Annotated in this window: 13 protein-coding genes; all 13 read right to left on the bottom strand. The window is 51.7% G+C overall.

Annotation, left to right across the window (positions count from 1 at the left end; all coding sequences use genetic code 11):
* Window positions 1–68: 68 nt before the first annotated feature.
* The gene (bglG, locus tag EAS44_RS24945; RefSeq protein WP_001312208.1) at window positions 69–905 is read right to left on the bottom strand and encodes a transcriptional antiterminator BglG; all 837 of its coding nucleotides are present in this window, start codon (window positions 903–905) and stop codon (window positions 69–71) included.
* 285 nt (window positions 906–1,190) lie between these two features.
* The gene (gene phoU / locus EAS44_RS24940) at window positions 1,191–1,916 is read right to left on the bottom strand and encodes a phosphate signaling complex protein PhoU (protein WP_000377784.1); all 726 of its coding nucleotides are present in this window, start codon (window positions 1,914–1,916) and stop codon (window positions 1,191–1,193) included.
* Window positions 1,917–1,930: 14 nt separating this feature from the next.
* Window positions 1,931–2,704 carry a phosphate ABC transporter ATP-binding protein PstB gene (gene pstB / locus EAS44_RS24935; RefSeq protein ID WP_000063125.1) on the bottom strand — a complete coding sequence of 258 codons (774 nt, stop codon included), beginning with the start codon at window positions 2,702–2,704 and terminating at the stop codon, window positions 1,931–1,933.
* A gap of 90 nt (window positions 2,705–2,794) precedes the next feature.
* A complete protein-coding gene (gene pstA, locus EAS44_RS24930) occupies window positions 2,795–3,685 on the bottom strand; it encodes a phosphate ABC transporter permease PstA (RefSeq protein WP_001251985.1) in 891 nt (296 codons plus the stop codon).
* Window positions 3,685–4,644, bottom strand: a complete 960-nt coding sequence (gene pstC, locus EAS44_RS24925) for a phosphate ABC transporter permease PstC (RefSeq protein WP_000741620.1) — start codon at window positions 4,642–4,644, stop codon at window positions 3,685–3,687. Before pstC ends, pstA begins: the two co-directional genes overlap by 1 nt.
* An 86-nt stretch (window positions 4,645–4,730) precedes the next feature.
* The gene (pstS, locus tag EAS44_RS24920) at window positions 4,731–5,771 is read right to left on the bottom strand and encodes a phosphate ABC transporter substrate-binding protein PstS (protein WP_000867146.1); all 1,041 of its coding nucleotides are present in this window, start codon (window positions 5,769–5,771) and stop codon (window positions 4,731–4,733) included.
* A 313-nt stretch (window positions 5,772–6,084) separates the two neighbouring features.
* Window positions 6,085–7,914 (bottom strand): glutamine--fructose-6-phosphate transaminase (isomerizing), encoded by a 1,830-nt coding sequence (gene glmS / locus EAS44_RS24915; protein ID WP_000334080.1) that lies wholly within the window; start codon window positions 7,912–7,914, stop codon window positions 6,085–6,087.
* A gap of 160 nt (window positions 7,915–8,074) precedes the next feature.
* Window positions 8,075–9,445: a bifunctional UDP-N-acetylglucosamine diphosphorylase/glucosamine-1-phosphate N-acetyltransferase GlmU gene (glmU, locus tag EAS44_RS24910; protein WP_000933754.1), complete on the bottom strand. Its 1,371-nt coding sequence runs from the start codon at window positions 9,443–9,445 to the stop codon at window positions 8,075–8,077.
* Between the two features lie 353 nt (window positions 9,446–9,798).
* Entirely contained in the window at window positions 9,799–10,218 is a 420-nt protein-coding gene (atpC, locus tag EAS44_RS24900) for a F0F1 ATP synthase subunit epsilon (protein WP_001251965.1), read from the bottom strand.
* A gap of 20 nt (window positions 10,219–10,238) precedes the next feature.
* Complete coding sequence (atpD, locus tag EAS44_RS24895) at window positions 10,239–11,621, bottom strand: F0F1 ATP synthase subunit beta (protein WP_000190506.1); 1,383 nt, start codon at window positions 11,619–11,621, stop codon at window positions 10,239–10,241.
* A gap of 26 nt (window positions 11,622–11,647) precedes the next feature.
* Entirely contained in the window at window positions 11,648–12,511 is an 864-nt protein-coding gene (atpG, locus tag EAS44_RS24890; protein WP_000896498.1) for a F0F1 ATP synthase subunit gamma, read from the bottom strand.
* A 50-nt stretch (window positions 12,512–12,561) separates the two neighbouring features.
* Window positions 12,562–14,103 (bottom strand): F0F1 ATP synthase subunit alpha, encoded by a 1,542-nt coding sequence (atpA, locus tag EAS44_RS24885; RefSeq protein ID WP_001176745.1) that lies wholly within the window; start codon window positions 14,101–14,103, stop codon window positions 12,562–12,564.
* 12 nt (window positions 14,104–14,115) lie between these two features.
* On the bottom strand, window positions 14,116–14,649 hold the full coding sequence (atpH, locus tag EAS44_RS24880; RefSeq protein WP_001288587.1) for a F0F1 ATP synthase subunit delta: 534 nt from the start codon (window positions 14,647–14,649) through the stop codon (window positions 14,116–14,118).
* Between the last annotated feature and the right edge of the window lie 11 nt (window positions 14,650–14,660).

The raw sequence follows: 14,660 nt of genomic DNA, 5'->3' as shown, positions 1-14,660 counted from the left end.
AATCAAGCAATTTTTTTCAGGTTTTGCCCGCTTAGTGCGGTAACAATCCTTTATTCAGTAATAATATTTCAGTGTTCTTTGCGCACGCGCTCTATATTTATGGCTAAAAACATAATCTCTGCAGGTGAGATTTTACGTTGATACTGCAAACCAATAAAAATGGCGATCCGCTCCGCACATTGCCATGCTTGCGGGTAATTTTGCTTTACTGCTTGTTGTAATGATTCATCACTATCGTTAATCGATGCATGTTCAAGAATACGCCAGGATAAAAATTTCAGATGCGTAACCAGTCGCTGATAACTCAAGCTTTCTTCCTGGTAATTAAGGCTGAACTGAAATTTTATTAATTGCAGCATTTCTCGCATTAATTGCGTGACACCTGCAACATCCTCCATATTTCCGCTCATTTGGGCACTGACCAGATGCATGGCAATAAAGCCCACTTCATCTTTCGGTAACTGCACGCCCAACCGTTTATCAATAATGGTTAACGCTTCTTCCCCTAGCTGGAACTCTTTCGGGTAAAGTCGCTGGATATCCCACAGCAGCGGGTTGGGCAGTAGCACGTTTTGCTGAAAGCGTTTAATCGCAAACTGGCAATGGTCAGTTAGCGAGATATAAATACTGTCCTGCAACTTTCCCAGACGCTCCTGCGCCAGAGAGATAATACGATCACAGGTTGCCATCACCTCAAGAGGCATATGACTTAAGAGTTCGCTTAATCGCCCGTTCAGTTCATGACTGCTCAAGGCATACTCTTTTTCTATTCCACTTGAGTTAATTCTTTCGCCTGGGCGTTTTTGAAAGCCAATTCCGCGCCCCATGACGACTTTTTCCCGCTGTTGATCATCAATAACCACCACAACATTATTGTTGAGAATTTTGGTGATTTGCATGTTCATAGCAAGGACCTTTTTTATAAACAAAAAAACCCGACTTCACCAGTATTCTCTGGTTATGTCAGGTTTTGCCTGCGAATGCAGTAACAATCCAGTCATTAATTAATGGTTTTTATAACGAACATCCAGGTTCGAAAATTAATTTAGTTGCGTGCAGAAAAAATAGCAATGCTCTATTTATAAAAGTATGACCATGCTCGCAGTTATTAATTTTGTGTAATTTTAGGATTTTATAAAGTTATATATAACAAATCCCAATAATTAAATTATTGGGATTTACTTGGTGAATTATTTATCGCTATCTTTTTCTGCCAGCAGTTTATCGAGCTCGTCACCACCGACGTGACGGAAATCCTGCCCCTTCACGTAGTAGAAGATAAACTCACAAATATTCTGGCAGCGGTCGCCAATACGTTCGATAGAACGCGCACAGAATAACGCGGTAAGTACGCTCGGAATGGTACGCGAATCTTCCATCATGTAGGTCATCAGTTGACGAACAATACCTTCGTACTCCTGATCGACTTTTTTATCTTCACGATAAATACGTACCGCTTCGTCAATGTCCATCCGCGCGAACGCGTCCAGCACGTCGTGCAGCATCTGGATGGTATGACGGCCCAGCGACTCCAGACTTACCAGCAATGGCTGATGCTGCTGGGAGAATTTCTCCAGTGCAGTACGGCAGATTTTGTCCGCCACGTCGCCAATACGCTCCAGCTCGGCAATGGTTTTACTGATCACCATAACCAGACGCAGGTCGCTCGCCGTCGGCTGACGTTTGGCGATAATGCGCACGCAGGCTTCATCGATCGCCACTTCCATCATGTTGACGTTCTTGTCGCCTTCGATGACGCGCTTCGCCAGATCGCTGTCCTGGTTATGCATCGCGGTGATTGCATCAGAAAGCTGCTGCTCCACCATGCCGCCCATGGTCATCACCTGCGTGCGGATGCTTTCCAGTTCGGCGTTGAACTGGCCGGAAATATGTTTATTAAGATTGAGACTGTCCATAACGCACTCCTGAATCAACCGTAACGACCGGTGATGTAGTCTTCTGTTTGTTTCTTCGCTGGCTTGGTGAACAGATCGTCCGTGTTGCTGAACTCAATCAATTCGCCCAGGTACATAAACGCCGTGTGGTCGGAACAACGCGCAGCCTGCTGCATGTTGTGGGTGACGATCACCACGGTGTAATCCTGCTTCAGTTCGGTGATCAGCTCTTCAATACGCCCGGTGGAGATGGGGTCGAGCGCCGAACACGGTTCGTCGAGCAGCAGTACTTCCGGGCGAATGGCGATACCACGCGCAATGCACAGACGCTGTTGCTGACCACCAGAGAGAGAGTAACCGCTCTGGTGCAATTTATCTTTGGTTTCGTTCCACAATGCGGCTTTGGTCAATGCCCACTGCACGCGCTCGTCCATGTCAGCACGGGAGAGCTTCTCAAACAGACGCACGCCAAAAGCGATGTTGTCGTAGATGGACATCGGGAACGGCGTCGGTTTCTGGAACACCATACCCACTTTCGCACGCAGCAGGGCGATATCCTGAGAGTTGGTCAGGATGTTGTCGCCATCGAGCAGAATTTCACCTTCCGCACGCTGTTCCGGGTACAGTTCAAACATTTTGTTGAAGGTACGCAGCAGCGTTGATTTACCGCAGCCGGACGGCCCGATAAACGCCGTAACCTGGTTTTTGGCGATATCCAGGTTGATGTTTTTCAGGGCATGGAATTTGCCGTAGTAGAAGTTCAAATTACGAACCTGAATTTTACTCGGGGCAGTTTCAACCATACTCATTGCAATCTTTTCCTCATCGTGCCTGATGCACTTCGCGAATCAGGCTTACCGTAGGCCGGATAAGGCGTTTACGCCGCATCCAGCAAAGTGTTAACCGTGTTTATTCTTCGCAAAAACAACGCGCGCCAGAATGTTCAGCAGCAGTACGCACAGGGTAATGATCAACACCCCGGCCCAGGCCAGTTGCTGCCATTCCGCAAACGGGCTCATCGCAAACTTAAAGATCGTCACCGGCAGGTTGGCGATCGGCTGCATCATGTCCGTGCTCCAGAACTGGTTGGAGAGCGCAGTAAACAGCAGCGGCGCGGTTTCACCAGCAATACGGGCAATCGCCAGCAGGATACCGGTCATGATCCCGGACACCGACGCTTTCAGCGTGATCGCGGCGATCATCTTCCACTTCGGCGTACCCAGCGCATAAGCCGCTTCACGCAGGCTGTCCGGCACCAGTTTCAGCATGTTCTCGGTGGTGCGGATAACAATCGGCACCTGCAACAGCGCCAGCGCAATCACGCCCGCCCAGCCGGAGAAGTGCTCCATCTGCGCCACCACAATGGTGTAAACAAACAGACCAACCACAATCGACGGCGCAGAGAGCAGAATGTCGTTAATGAAGCGAATCACTTCTGCCAGCCAAGATTTACGACCATATTCAGCCAGGTAAATCCCCGCCATAATGCCCAGCGGCGTACCGAATACGGTAGCCCACAAAATTAACAGGCCGCTACCCGCCAGGGCGTTCGCCAGACCACCGCCTTCCGTATTGGGTGGTGGCGTCATTTCGGTGAACAGCGCCAGCGACATACCGTCGATACCGCGAGTGATGGTGGACATTAAAATCCAGATCAGCCAGAACAGACCGAAGGCCATCGTCGCCATTGAGAGCGTCAGCGCAATACGGTTTTTGAGGCGGCGACGCGCCTGCATTTTGCGGCGGGATTCAGCCAGTGCCGCAGTGGTTTGCATTTCAACCATAGCCATTAGCGTGCCCCCTCATTCTTAGCCAGGCGCATAATCATAAACTTCGATGCGGCGAGGACGATGAAGGTAATCACAAACAGGATCAGGCCCAGTTCCATCAGTGCAGCGACGTGCAGACCGGATTCCGCTTCCGCAAATTCGTTGGCCAGCGCAGAGGTGATACTGTTGCCCGGCATATACAGCGAGGCGCTGTCGAGTTGGTAGGTGTTACCGATGATAAAGGTCACCGCCATGGTTTCACCGAGCGCGCGCCCCAGCCCCAACATAATGCCGCCGATAACACCATTTTTGGTGAACGGAAGAACGATACGCCAGATAACTTCCCAGGTGGTGCAGCCAATACCGTAGGCCGACTCTTTCATCATCACCGGGGTTTGTTCGAATACATCGCGCATTACCGCTGCAATGTACGGAATAATCATGATGGCGAGGATCACGCCTGCCGCGAGGATACCGATACCAAAGGCCGGGCCGGAGAACAGCGCGCCGACAATCGGGATATTCGACATGATATTGCCGACCGGCTCCTGGAAGTAAACGGCGAACAGCGGCGCAAAGATAAACAGGCCCCACATGCCGTAAACGATACTTGGAATGGCAGCCAGCAGCTCAATGGCGATACCCAGCGGGCGTTTCAGCCAGCCAGGCGCAAGCTCGGTCAGGAACAGGGCGATACCAAAACTCACCGGGACGGCGATCAGCAGCGCGATAAACGAGGTCACCAGCGTACCGTAGATCGGCACCAGCGCCCCGTAGATATCGTTCGGCGCATCCCACTCTTTGGTCCACAGGAAAGCCAGACCAAATTTCTGAATGCTCGGCCAGGATGAGATGATCAGAGAGACAATAATGCCACCCAACATCAATAGCACAATCAGCGCCGCCAGTTTTACCAGCACGCTGAAAATTATGTCGCCCTTTTTACCCGGTGGGTTAAAAGCAGGCTTGGTTGCAGCCATAAGTTACTCTTCAGTTAAACGCGTTTACAAAGTCATTTTGTAATGCCGGATGCGGCGTAAAACACCGTACCCGGCCTGGAGTTTTATTAGTACAGCGGCTTGCCGCTACTGTCTTTAATATTGGTCTTCCACGCAGCGCGAACCTGTTCAACTACGCTATCCGGCAGGCTGGCGTAATCCAGGTCGTTCGCCTGTTTAGCCCCGGTTTTGTATGCCCAGTCGAAGAACTTCAACACTTCGGTGCCTTGTTCTGGTTTCTTCTGATCTTTATGGATCAGAATGAACGTGGTAGAGGTAATAGGCCATGCATCTTCGCCTTTCTGGTTGGTCAGATCCTGAGCGAATGTTTTGCTCCAGTCTGCGCCTTTTGCTGCATTAGCGAAGTTTTCTTCGGTCGGACTCACCGGTTTGCCATCAGCGGAGATCAGTTTGGTGTACGCCAGGTTGTTCTGCTTCGCGTAAGCATATTCAACGTAACCAATTGCACCCGGCAGACGCTGAACGAACGCGGCGATACCGTCGTTACCTTTACCGCCCAGACCGATCGGCCATTTTACGGTAGAGCCAGTACCAACGTTGTTTTTCCACTCTTCGTTCACTTTCGCCAGGTAGCTGGTGAAGACGAAGGAAGTCCCGGAGCCATCTGCGCGGCGTACTACAGCAATGTTCTGTGAAGGCAGTTTCAGACCCGGATTCAGTTTGGCGATGGCTTCATCATCCCACTTCTTGATTTTGCCCAGGTAGATGTCGCCGAGGGTTTTACCATCCAGCACCAGTTCGCCAGACTTCAGACCTGGAATATTAACCGCCAGCACCACGCCGCCAATCACGGTCGGGAACTGGAACAGGCCTTCCTGAGCCAGTTTTTCATCAGACAGCGGCGCGTCAGAGGCACCGAAATCAACGGTGTTAGCGATAATCTGTTTTACGCCACCGGAAGAACCGATACCCTGGTAGTTAACTTTATTACCGGTTTCTTTCTGGTAAGTGTCAGCCCATTTGGCATACACCGGCGCAGGGAAGGTTGCACCTGCACCTGTCAGGCTTGCTTCTGCAAACACAGAGAAAGCGCTCATCGATAAGGTCGCGGCGACAACAGTTGCGACGGTGGTACGCATAACTTTCATAATGTCTCCTGGGAGGATTCATAAAGCATTGTTTGTTGGCTACGAGAAGCAAAATAGGACAAACAGGTGACAGTTATATGTAAGGTTTATGACAGTTTTATGACAGAGAGAGAATGTCTTCAGTCCGATTTAAATAAGAGTTTATATTCAGTTAATTACAAATATTAATAACGAAGAGATGACAGAAAAATTTTCATTCTGTGACAGAGAAAAAGTAGCCGAAGATGACGGTTTGTCACATGGAGTTGGCAGGATGTTTGATTAAAAACATAACAGGAAGAAAAATGCCCCGCTTACGCAGGGCATCCATTTATTACTCAACCGTTACCGATTTTGCCAGGTTACGCGGCTGGTCAACGTCGGTGCCTTTGATCAGCGCAACGTGGTAAGCCAGTAGTTGCAGCGGAACGGTGTAGAAGATCGGTGCAATCACCTCTTCCACATGCGGCATCTCAATAATGTGCATATTGTCACTGCTCACAAAACCCGCATCCTGATCGGCGAAGACATACAACTGACCGCCACGCGCGCGAACTTCTTCAATGTTGGATTTCAGTTTTTCCAGCAATTCGTTGTTCGGTGCAACGACGATAACCGGCATATCGGCATCAATCAGCGCCAGCGGACCGTGTTTCAGTTCGCCTGCAGCGTAGGCTTCAGCGTGAATGTAAGAGATCTCTTTCAGCTTCAATGCACCTTCCAGCGCGATTGGGTACTGATCGCCACGGCCCAGGAACAGCGCGTGATGTTTGTCAGAGAAATCTTCTGCCAGCGCTTCAATGCGTTTGTCCTGAGACAGCATCTGCTCAATACGGCTCGGCAGCGCCTGCAGACCATGCACGATGTCATGTTCAATGGAGGCATCCAGACCTTTCAGGCGAGACAGTTTCGCCACCAGCATCAACAGCACAGTTAACTGGGTGGTGAATGCTTTGGTGGAGGCCACGCCAATTTCCGTACCGGCGTTGGTCATCAGCGCCAGATCGGATTCGCGCACCAGAGAAGAACCCGGAACGTTACAGATTGCCAGCGAACCAAGGTAACCCAGCTCTTTCGACAGACGCAGGCCCGCCAGGGTATCCGCGGTTTCGCCAGACTGTGACAAGGTGATCATCAGGCTGTTACGACGCACGGCAGATTTGCGATAGCGGAATTCAGAGGCGATTTCGACGTCGCACGGAATACCTGCCAGCGATTCAAACCAGTAGCGGGAAACTATACCGGAGTTATAAGAAGTACCACAGGCGAGGATCTGAATATGCTCAACCTTCGACAGCAGTTCATCGGCGTTCGGTCCCAGCTCGCTTAAATCAACCTGACCGTGGCTGATGCGCCCGGTAAGGGTGTTTTTGATCGCGTTCGGCTGTTCGTAGATCTCTTTCTGCATGTAGTGGCGGTAAATACCTTTATCGCCCGCGTCATATTGCAGATTGGATTCGATATCCTGACGTTTTACTTCCGCGCCAGTTTTATCGAAGATGTTTACCGAACGGCGAGTGATTTCCGCAATATCGCCCTCTTCAAGGAAGATAAAGCGACGAGTCACTGGCAACAGCGCCAGCTGGTCAGAAGCGATAAAGTTTTCGCCCATACCCAGGCCAATCACCAGCGGACTACCAGAACGTGCCGCCAGCAGGGTATCCGGATGACGGGAGTCCATGATCACTGTACCGTACGCACCACGCAGTTGCGGGATAGCACGCAGAACTGCCTCACGCAGAGTACCGCCTTGTTTCAGCTCCCAGTTCACCAAATGTGCAATCACTTCGGTGTCGGTTTCAGAAACGAAGGTATAGCCACGCGCTTTTAACTCTTCACGCAGCGGTTCATGGTTTTCGATGATGCCGTTATGCACCACCACAATGTGTTCAGAAACATGCGGATGCGCGTTAGCTTCTGAAGGTTCACCGTGGGTCGCCCAGCGAGTGTGAGCAATACCGGTGCCGCCATGCAGAGGATGTTCTTCCGCTGCCTGAGCCAGCATCTGTACTTTACCGAGGCGACGCAGGCGGGTCATATGACCTTCTGCATCAACAACGGCCAGACCGGCAGAATCATATCCGCGGTATTCCAGACGACGTAAACCTTCAAGAAGGATTTCTGCTACATCACGTTGCGCGATCGCGCCAACAATTCCACACATAGTTTTTGATTCCGATTTATATCGTTGTCGGTCAACCTGTATGCCCGTATTTCGGGCGCCCCGAGCCTTGTAGAGAGTGGGGTTATTTTTATAGTTACTGCTTGTGGGCGGGAGATTATGTTATCTCCTCATCCCATATGACCGGATTACCCGGCCAGAATTACTTTTTCTTTACCGGACGACGCCAGCCTTCTTTTTGAGTCTGCGGCACACGGCTGATCGCCAGGGCATTTTCGCCGACATTACGCGTCACAGTTGTACCCGCAGCAATGGTCGCGCCTTTGCCTACTGTTACCGGGGCCACCAGTTGAGTGTCGGAACCGACAAACACATCGTCGCCGATAATGGTCTTAAATTTATTCGCACCATCGTAGTTGCAGGTAATGGTTCCCGCGCCGATGTTAACGTTATCGCCAATTTCCGCATCGCCCAGGTAAGTCAGATGACCAGCTTTCGAGCCTTTACCCAGACGCGCTTTTTTCATCTCAACGAAGTTACCGACGTGTGCACCTTCCAGCAACTCAGCACCAGGACGCAGACGGGCAAACGGGCCAATAGTACAGGCCGCAGCCAGATTCGCGTCTTCCACGACGGTATATGGACTGATTTCGCAATCATCGCCAATCACGCTGTTTTTAATCACGCAACCGGTGCCGATTTTCACGCGATGACCGAGAGTCACGTTGCCCTCGATGATAACGTTAGTATCAATTTCAACATCGCGCCCGTGAGTAAGCGTACCGCGCAGATCAAAACGCGCCGGATCGCGCAGCATAACACCTGCTAACAGCAGTTTTTCAGCCTGTTCGGACTGGTAAACGCGCTCCAGTCGGGAGAGTTGCAGGCGGTTATTCACGCCTTCTACTTCGCTTAAACGTTGCGGATGAACGGCGACGATTTCACGTCCTTCCTGATACGCCAGCGCAATAATGTCGGTGATGTAGTATTCGCCCTGAGCATTATTGTTGGTCAGCTTCGCCAGCCAGCGTTTCATATCTGCGCCGTTGGCAATCAGAATGCCGGTGTTGATCTCCTGAATCTGACGCTGCTCGTCGGTGGCATCTTTGTGCTCAACAATGCCGGTAACTTTGCCGTTTTCACGGGTGATACGTCCATAACCGGTCGGATCATCCAGTTTTACCGTCAGCAGACCAATGCCACCCTGCGGTTTAGCATCACGCAGACGCTGGAGTGTTTCGACAGAGATCAGCGGCACGTCGCCGTAGAGCATTAAAATGTCTTCATCATCGGCAAAGAAAGGTGCGGCCTGCTGCATCGCATGACCCGTACCCAGCTGTTCTGTCTGAAGCACCCAGTTCAGGTTGTCGTCTTTCAGCGCCTGCTTAAGCAGATCGCCGCCGTGACCATACACAAGGTGAACGTGCGCTGCGCCTAATTCATTCGCAGCATCAATGACATGCTGAACCATCGCTTTCCCGGCAAGGGTATGCAGCACTTTCGGAAGATCGGAATACATGCGCGTGCCTTTGCCTGCGGCAAGGATCACTACGCTCATAGCATTATTCAACATACGCGTCCTGACTGTAATTTGAGAACGAATTTAAACCGCTTCACCTTGAAAAAACTACATTTTTTTCATCGTGAAATGGACAGAGGATAAATTGTTCAATAACGGATTATCCCCGCTGACGAAAGCGCCATTTTCGACCATCGTCACGCCTTTTGTCTGCAGAAAATTAAGGCAGTACCTTCATTTAAGCGTCAGGTGGATGTTTTTGCTCTTATTTCGATCAATGAATAAACGGGAAAACAGGGGTGTTTTATATCATCAGGATCTATGTGAACGCTTTTCAGGACGGGTCAATACGCGTAAAAAAAAGCCAGCCTGTTGCCAGACTGGCTTTTGTGCTTTTCAAGCCGGTGTTACATCGCTTTTTTGGTCAACTCGATAACGCGCAGCTGCGCGATCGCTTTGGCCAGTTCCGCAGACGCCTGAGCGTAATCTACGTCGCCGTGAGAGCTGCTAATGTGCTCTTCAGCCTTACGTTTCGCTTCCATGGCTCGCGCTTCGTCGAGATCCTGGCCGCGAATTGCGGTGTCGGCCAGAACGGTCACGTTGCCAGGCTGCACTTCAAGAATGCCGCCAGACAGATAGATAAACTCTTCGTGACCGTGCTGTTTCACGATGCGAATCATACCAGGCTTAATGGCGGTGAGCAGCGGTGCGTGGCCAGGGTAGATCCCCAGTTCACCTTCGCTACCCGTTACCTGGATTTTCTCGACCAGACCAGAGAACATTTGTTGCTCTGCGCTGACGACGTCCAGGTGGTAAGTCATTGCCATATCACCCTCCGATTAAGGCGTTAAAGTTTTTTGGCTTTTTCCACAGCTTCTTCGATGGAACCGACCATGTAGAACGCCTGCTCCGGCAGGTGATCGTATTCGCCTTCCATGATGCCTTTAAAGCCACGGATGGTGTCTTTCAGGGAGACGTATTTACCCGGAGAACCGGTGAATACTTCTGCCACGAAGAACGGCTGGGACAGGAAGCGCTGGATCTTACGAGCACGCGCTACCACCAGTTTGTCTTCTTCAGACAGTTCATCCATACCCAGGATGGCGATAATGTCTTTCAGTTCCTGATAACGTTGCAGGATGGACTGAACGCCACGCGCAGTGTCGTAGTGTTCCTGACCAACCACCAGCGGGTCCAGCTGACGGCTGGTGGAGTCCAGCGGGTCAACGGCCGGGTAGATACCCAGAGACGCGATCTGACGGCTCAGTACCACGGTTGCGTCAAGGTGCGCAAAGGTGGTTGCCGGAGACGGGTCAGTCAAGTCATCCGCAGGTACGTATACTGCCTGTACGGAGGTGATAGAACCGGTTTTGGTGGAGGTGATACGTTCCTGCAGAACGCCCATCTCTTCCGCCAGGGTCGGCTGATAACCTACCGCTGAAGGCATACGGCCCAGCAGTGCGGATACTTCCGTACCGGCCAGGGTGTAACGATAGATGTTGTCAACGAACAGCAGAACGTCACGACCTTCGTCACGGAATTTCTCAGCCATGGTCAGACCGGTCAGAGCAACGCGCAGACGGTTTCCCGGCGGCTCGTTCATCTGGCCATACACCAGGGATACTTTGTCGATAACGTTGGAGTCGGTCATTTCGTGGTAGAAGTCGTTACCCTCACGAGTACGTTCACCTACGCCCGCAAACACAGAGTAACCGGAGTGCTCGATCGCGATGTTACGAATAAGCTCCATCATGTTTACGGTTTTACCTACACCCGCACCACCGAACAGACCAACTTTACCGCCCTTAGCGAACGGACACATCAGGTCGATAACTTTGATACCGGTTTCCAGCAGTTCCTGAGAGTTTGACAGCTCTTCGTAGGAAGGTGCTGCGCGGTGAATCGCCCAACGCTCTTCTTCACCGATCTCGCCTTTCATGTCGACCGGTTCACCCAGTACGTTCATGATACGGCCCAGAGTCGCTTTACCTACCGGGACTTCGATCGGGTGTTCGAGGTCTTTTACATCCAGACCGCGACGCAGACCGTCGGAGGAACCCATTGCGATGGTACGCACGATACCGCCGCCGAGCTGCTGCTGAACTTCCAGCACCAGACGCTCATTACCATTTTGCACCTCAAGAGCATCGTACACGCGCGGTACGGCATCCTGAGGGAATTCGACGTCAACTACGGCGCCGATTACCTGGACAATCTTTCCAGTAGCCATCTTAAATCCTCTACGAAATAACCTGTTTAAACCGCGGCGGCCCCCGAGACGATCTCGGTGAGTTCCTGAGTAATGCTGGCCTGACGAGCTTTGTTGTATACCAACTGCAGCTCTTTAATCAGGCTGCCGCCATTGTCGGTCGCGGCTTTCATCGCCACCATACGGGCGGCCTGCTCGCTGGCCAGGTTTTCAACCACGCCCTGATAAACCTGAGATTCGACATAACGACGCAGCAGGGTATCCAGCAACGCCTTCGGATCGGGTTCGTACAGGTAATCCCAGGATTTATGTTTCAGATCATCATCATCTGATGCCGGTAACGGCAGCAGCTGGCTGATGGTCGGAACCTGAGACATGGTGTTAATAAATTTGTTGCTGACAATGTAAAGCTTGTCCAGACGGCCTTCGTCGTAGGCCTGCAACATCACTTTTACCGGACCGATCAGTTCGGACAGGGAAGGGTTATCCCCCATGCCGGTGACCTGGGCAACAACATTGCCGCCCACGGAGTTGAAGAACGACACGCCTTTCGAGCCGATCATTGCGAGGTCGCATTGAACGCCTTTGTCGGTCCAGGTCTTCATTTCCGCCAGCAGTTTTTTGAACAGGTTAATGTTCAAACCACCGCACAAACCACGGTCGGTCGACACCACCAGGTAGCCCACGCGTTTAACGTCGCGGTCTTCCAGGTAAGGGTGCTTATATTCCAGATTACCGTGTGCAAGGTGACCAATCACTTTGCGCATGGTTTCTGCATAAGGACGGCTGGCCGCCATGCGATCCTGCGATTTACGCATTTTGGAAGCGGCGACCATCTCCATCGCTTTAGTGATCTTTTGCGTGTTCTGGACGCTTGCGATCTTACTACGTATCTCTTTTGCGCCGGCCATGAGCTTCTCCTCAATGCCTTGCGGCCTGCCCTAAGGCAAGCCGCCAGACGTTACCAGGATTGGGTTGCTTTGAAGGAATCGAGGATGCCTTTCAGCTTGCCTTCGATTTCGTCGTTGTAGCCACCGGTCTGGTTGATCTCTTGCATCAACGGAGCGTGATCACGGTCGACGTAAGCCAGCAGAGCGGCTTCGAAGCTGCCGATTTTCGACAGTTCAACATCCGCCAGGTAACCACGTTCTGCTGCGAACAGAACCAGAGACTGTTGCGCAACAGACATCGGCGCATACTGTTTCTGCTTCAGCAGTTCGGTCACTTTCTGACCGTGGTCAAGCTGCTTACGTGTTGCATCGTCAAGGTCGGATGCAAACTGAGAGAACGCTGCCAGTTCACGATACTGTGCCAGAGCGGTACGGATACCACCGGACAGTTTTTTCATGATCTTGGTCTGTGCTGCACCACCAACACGGGATACGGAAATACCCGGGTTAACCGCAGGACGAATACCGGCGTTGAACAGGTTGGTTTCCAGGAAGATCTGACCATCGGTAATGGAGATTACGTTGGTCGGAACGAACGCAGAAACGTCACCCGCCTGAGTTTCGATAATCGGCAGCGCAGTCAGAGAACCGGTTTTCCCTTTCACTTCACCTTTGGTGAAAGCTTCAACGTATTCGGCGTTAACACGCGCAGCACGCTCCAGCAGACGAGAGTGGAGGTAGAATACGTCGCCTGGGAATGCTTCACGTCCTGGCGGACGACGGAGCAGCAGGGAGATCTGACGGTAAGCAACAGCCTGTTTAGACAGGTCATCGTAAATGATCAGCGCATCTTCACCGCGGTCACGGAAGTATTCACCCATTGCGCAACCAGCGTACGGTGCCAGGTATTGCAGTGCTGCGGATTCAGACGCGGTTGCTACCACAACGATGGTGTTAGCCAGTGCGCCGTGCTCTTCCAGTTTACGTACCACGTTAGAAATGGTGGACGCTTTCTGGCCGATAGCGACATAGATACATTTGATACCGGAATCGCGCTGGTTGATGATGGCATCGATAGCCAGTGCGGTTTTACCGGTCTGACGGTCACCGATGATCAATTCACGCTGACCACGACCGATTGGGATCATGGAGTCAACGGCTTTATAACCGGTCTGTACCGGCTGATCTACGGACTGACGTTCGATAACGCCCGGAGCGATTGCTTCTACAGCAGAGAAGCCGTCGTGATCCAGCGGACCTTTACCGTCGATTGGTGCACCCAGAGTGTTAACCACACGGCCCAGCAGGCCACGGCCAACCGGAACTTCCAGGATACGGCCAGTACACTTAACTTTCATGCCTTCGGCAAGGTCAGCGTACGGCCCCATAACAACCGCACCTACAGAGTCGCGCTCGAGGTTCAGTGCGATAGCGTAACGGTTACCCGGCAGGGAGATCATTTCACCCTGCATACAATCGGCCAGGCCGTGAATGCGGATAACACCGTCACTTACAGAAACAATAGTACCTTCGTTGTGAGCTTCACTCACAACATTGAACTGAGCAATGCGCTGCTTGATCAGTTCGCTGATTTCGGTGGAATTCAGTTGCATGCTCCAGTCCCCTTAAGACTGCAAGACGTCTGCAAGGCGCTCAAGACGACCGCGTACGCTGCCATCAATGACCATATCACCCGCTCGGATGATAACGCCTGCCATTACAGACTTATCGATTTTGCAATTCAGCTTAACTTTGCGTGACAGACGTTTTTCCATCGCAGCAGAAATTTTCGCGAGCTGTTGTTCACTCAGTGCGGCAGCGGAAATGACGTCTACCTCAGCGGTAGCCTCACTCACGGCACGCAGGTGAATAAACTGCTCCAGAACATCCGGGAGCGCGTTAAGACGACCATTTTCAGCCATTACCCGAATCAGGTTCTGACCGTTTTCGTCCAGTTGCTCACCACAAACTGCGATAAACGACTCGGCGAGCGTTTCTGGCGCAAGCGCGCCAGAGAGAAGCTCTGCCATTTGTTCGTTTTTGGTTACCTCGGCGGCAAACGCCAGCATGTCCTGCCAGCGTTCTACACTTTGGTGTTCGACGGCAAAGTCAAAAGCTGCTTTGGCGTAGGGGCGAGCTACCGTAATAAATTCAGACATCAGCCCCTCCC

It is taken from the genome of Escherichia coli DSM 30083 = JCM 1649 = ATCC 11775 (assembly GCF_003697165.2).
Lineage (GTDB): Bacteria > Pseudomonadota > Gammaproteobacteria > Enterobacterales > Enterobacteriaceae > Escherichia > Escherichia coli.
The sequence above is the reverse complement of the archived record's forward strand: the minus strand, read 5'-3'. Positions and strand labels throughout refer to the sequence as shown.

Bases quoted from the DNA above. Each gene is read 5' to 3' on its own strand.
- atpA (WP_001176745.1), bottom strand. From the start codon at position 14,103: ATGCAACTGAATTCCACCGAAATCAGCGAACTGATCAAGCAGCGCATT.
- atpC (WP_001251965.1), bottom strand. From the start codon at position 10,218: ATGGCAATGACTTACCACCTGGACGTCGTCAGCGCAGAGCAACAAATG.
- glmU (WP_000933754.1), bottom strand. From the start codon at position 9,445: ATGTTGAATAATGCTATGAGCGTAGTGATCCTTGCCGCAGGCAAAGGC.
- atpG (WP_000896498.1), bottom strand. From the start codon at position 12,511: ATGGCCGGCGCAAAAGAGATACGTAGTAAGATCGCAAGCGTCCAGAAC.
- pstA (WP_001251985.1), bottom strand. From the start codon at position 3,685: ATGGCTATGGTTGAAATGCAAACCACTGCGGCACTGGCTGAATCCCGC.
- glmS (WP_000334080.1), bottom strand. From the start codon at position 7,914: ATGTGTGGAATTGTTGGCGCGATCGCGCAACGTGATGTAGCAGAAATC.
- pstB (WP_000063125.1), bottom strand. From the start codon at position 2,704: ATGAGTATGGTTGAAACTGCCCCGAGTAAAATTCAGGTTCGTAATTTG.
- bglG (WP_001312208.1), bottom strand. From the start codon at position 905: ATGAACATGCAAATCACCAAAATTCTCAACAATAATGTTGTGGTGGTT.
- atpH (WP_001288587.1), bottom strand. From the start codon at position 14,649: ATGTCTGAATTTATTACGGTAGCTCGCCCCTACGCCAAAGCAGCTTTT.
- atpD (WP_000190506.1), bottom strand. From the start codon at position 11,621: ATGGCTACTGGAAAGATTGTCCAGGTAATCGGCGCCGTAGTTGACGTC.
- pstC (WP_000741620.1), bottom strand. From the start codon at position 4,644: ATGGCTGCAACCAAGCCTGCTTTTAACCCACCGGGTAAAAAGGGCGAC.
- pstS (WP_000867146.1), bottom strand. From the start codon at position 5,771: ATGAAAGTTATGCGTACCACCGTCGCAACTGTTGTCGCCGCGACCTTA.
- phoU (WP_000377784.1), bottom strand. From the start codon at position 1,916: ATGGACAGTCTCAATCTTAATAAACATATTTCCGGCCAGTTCAACGCC.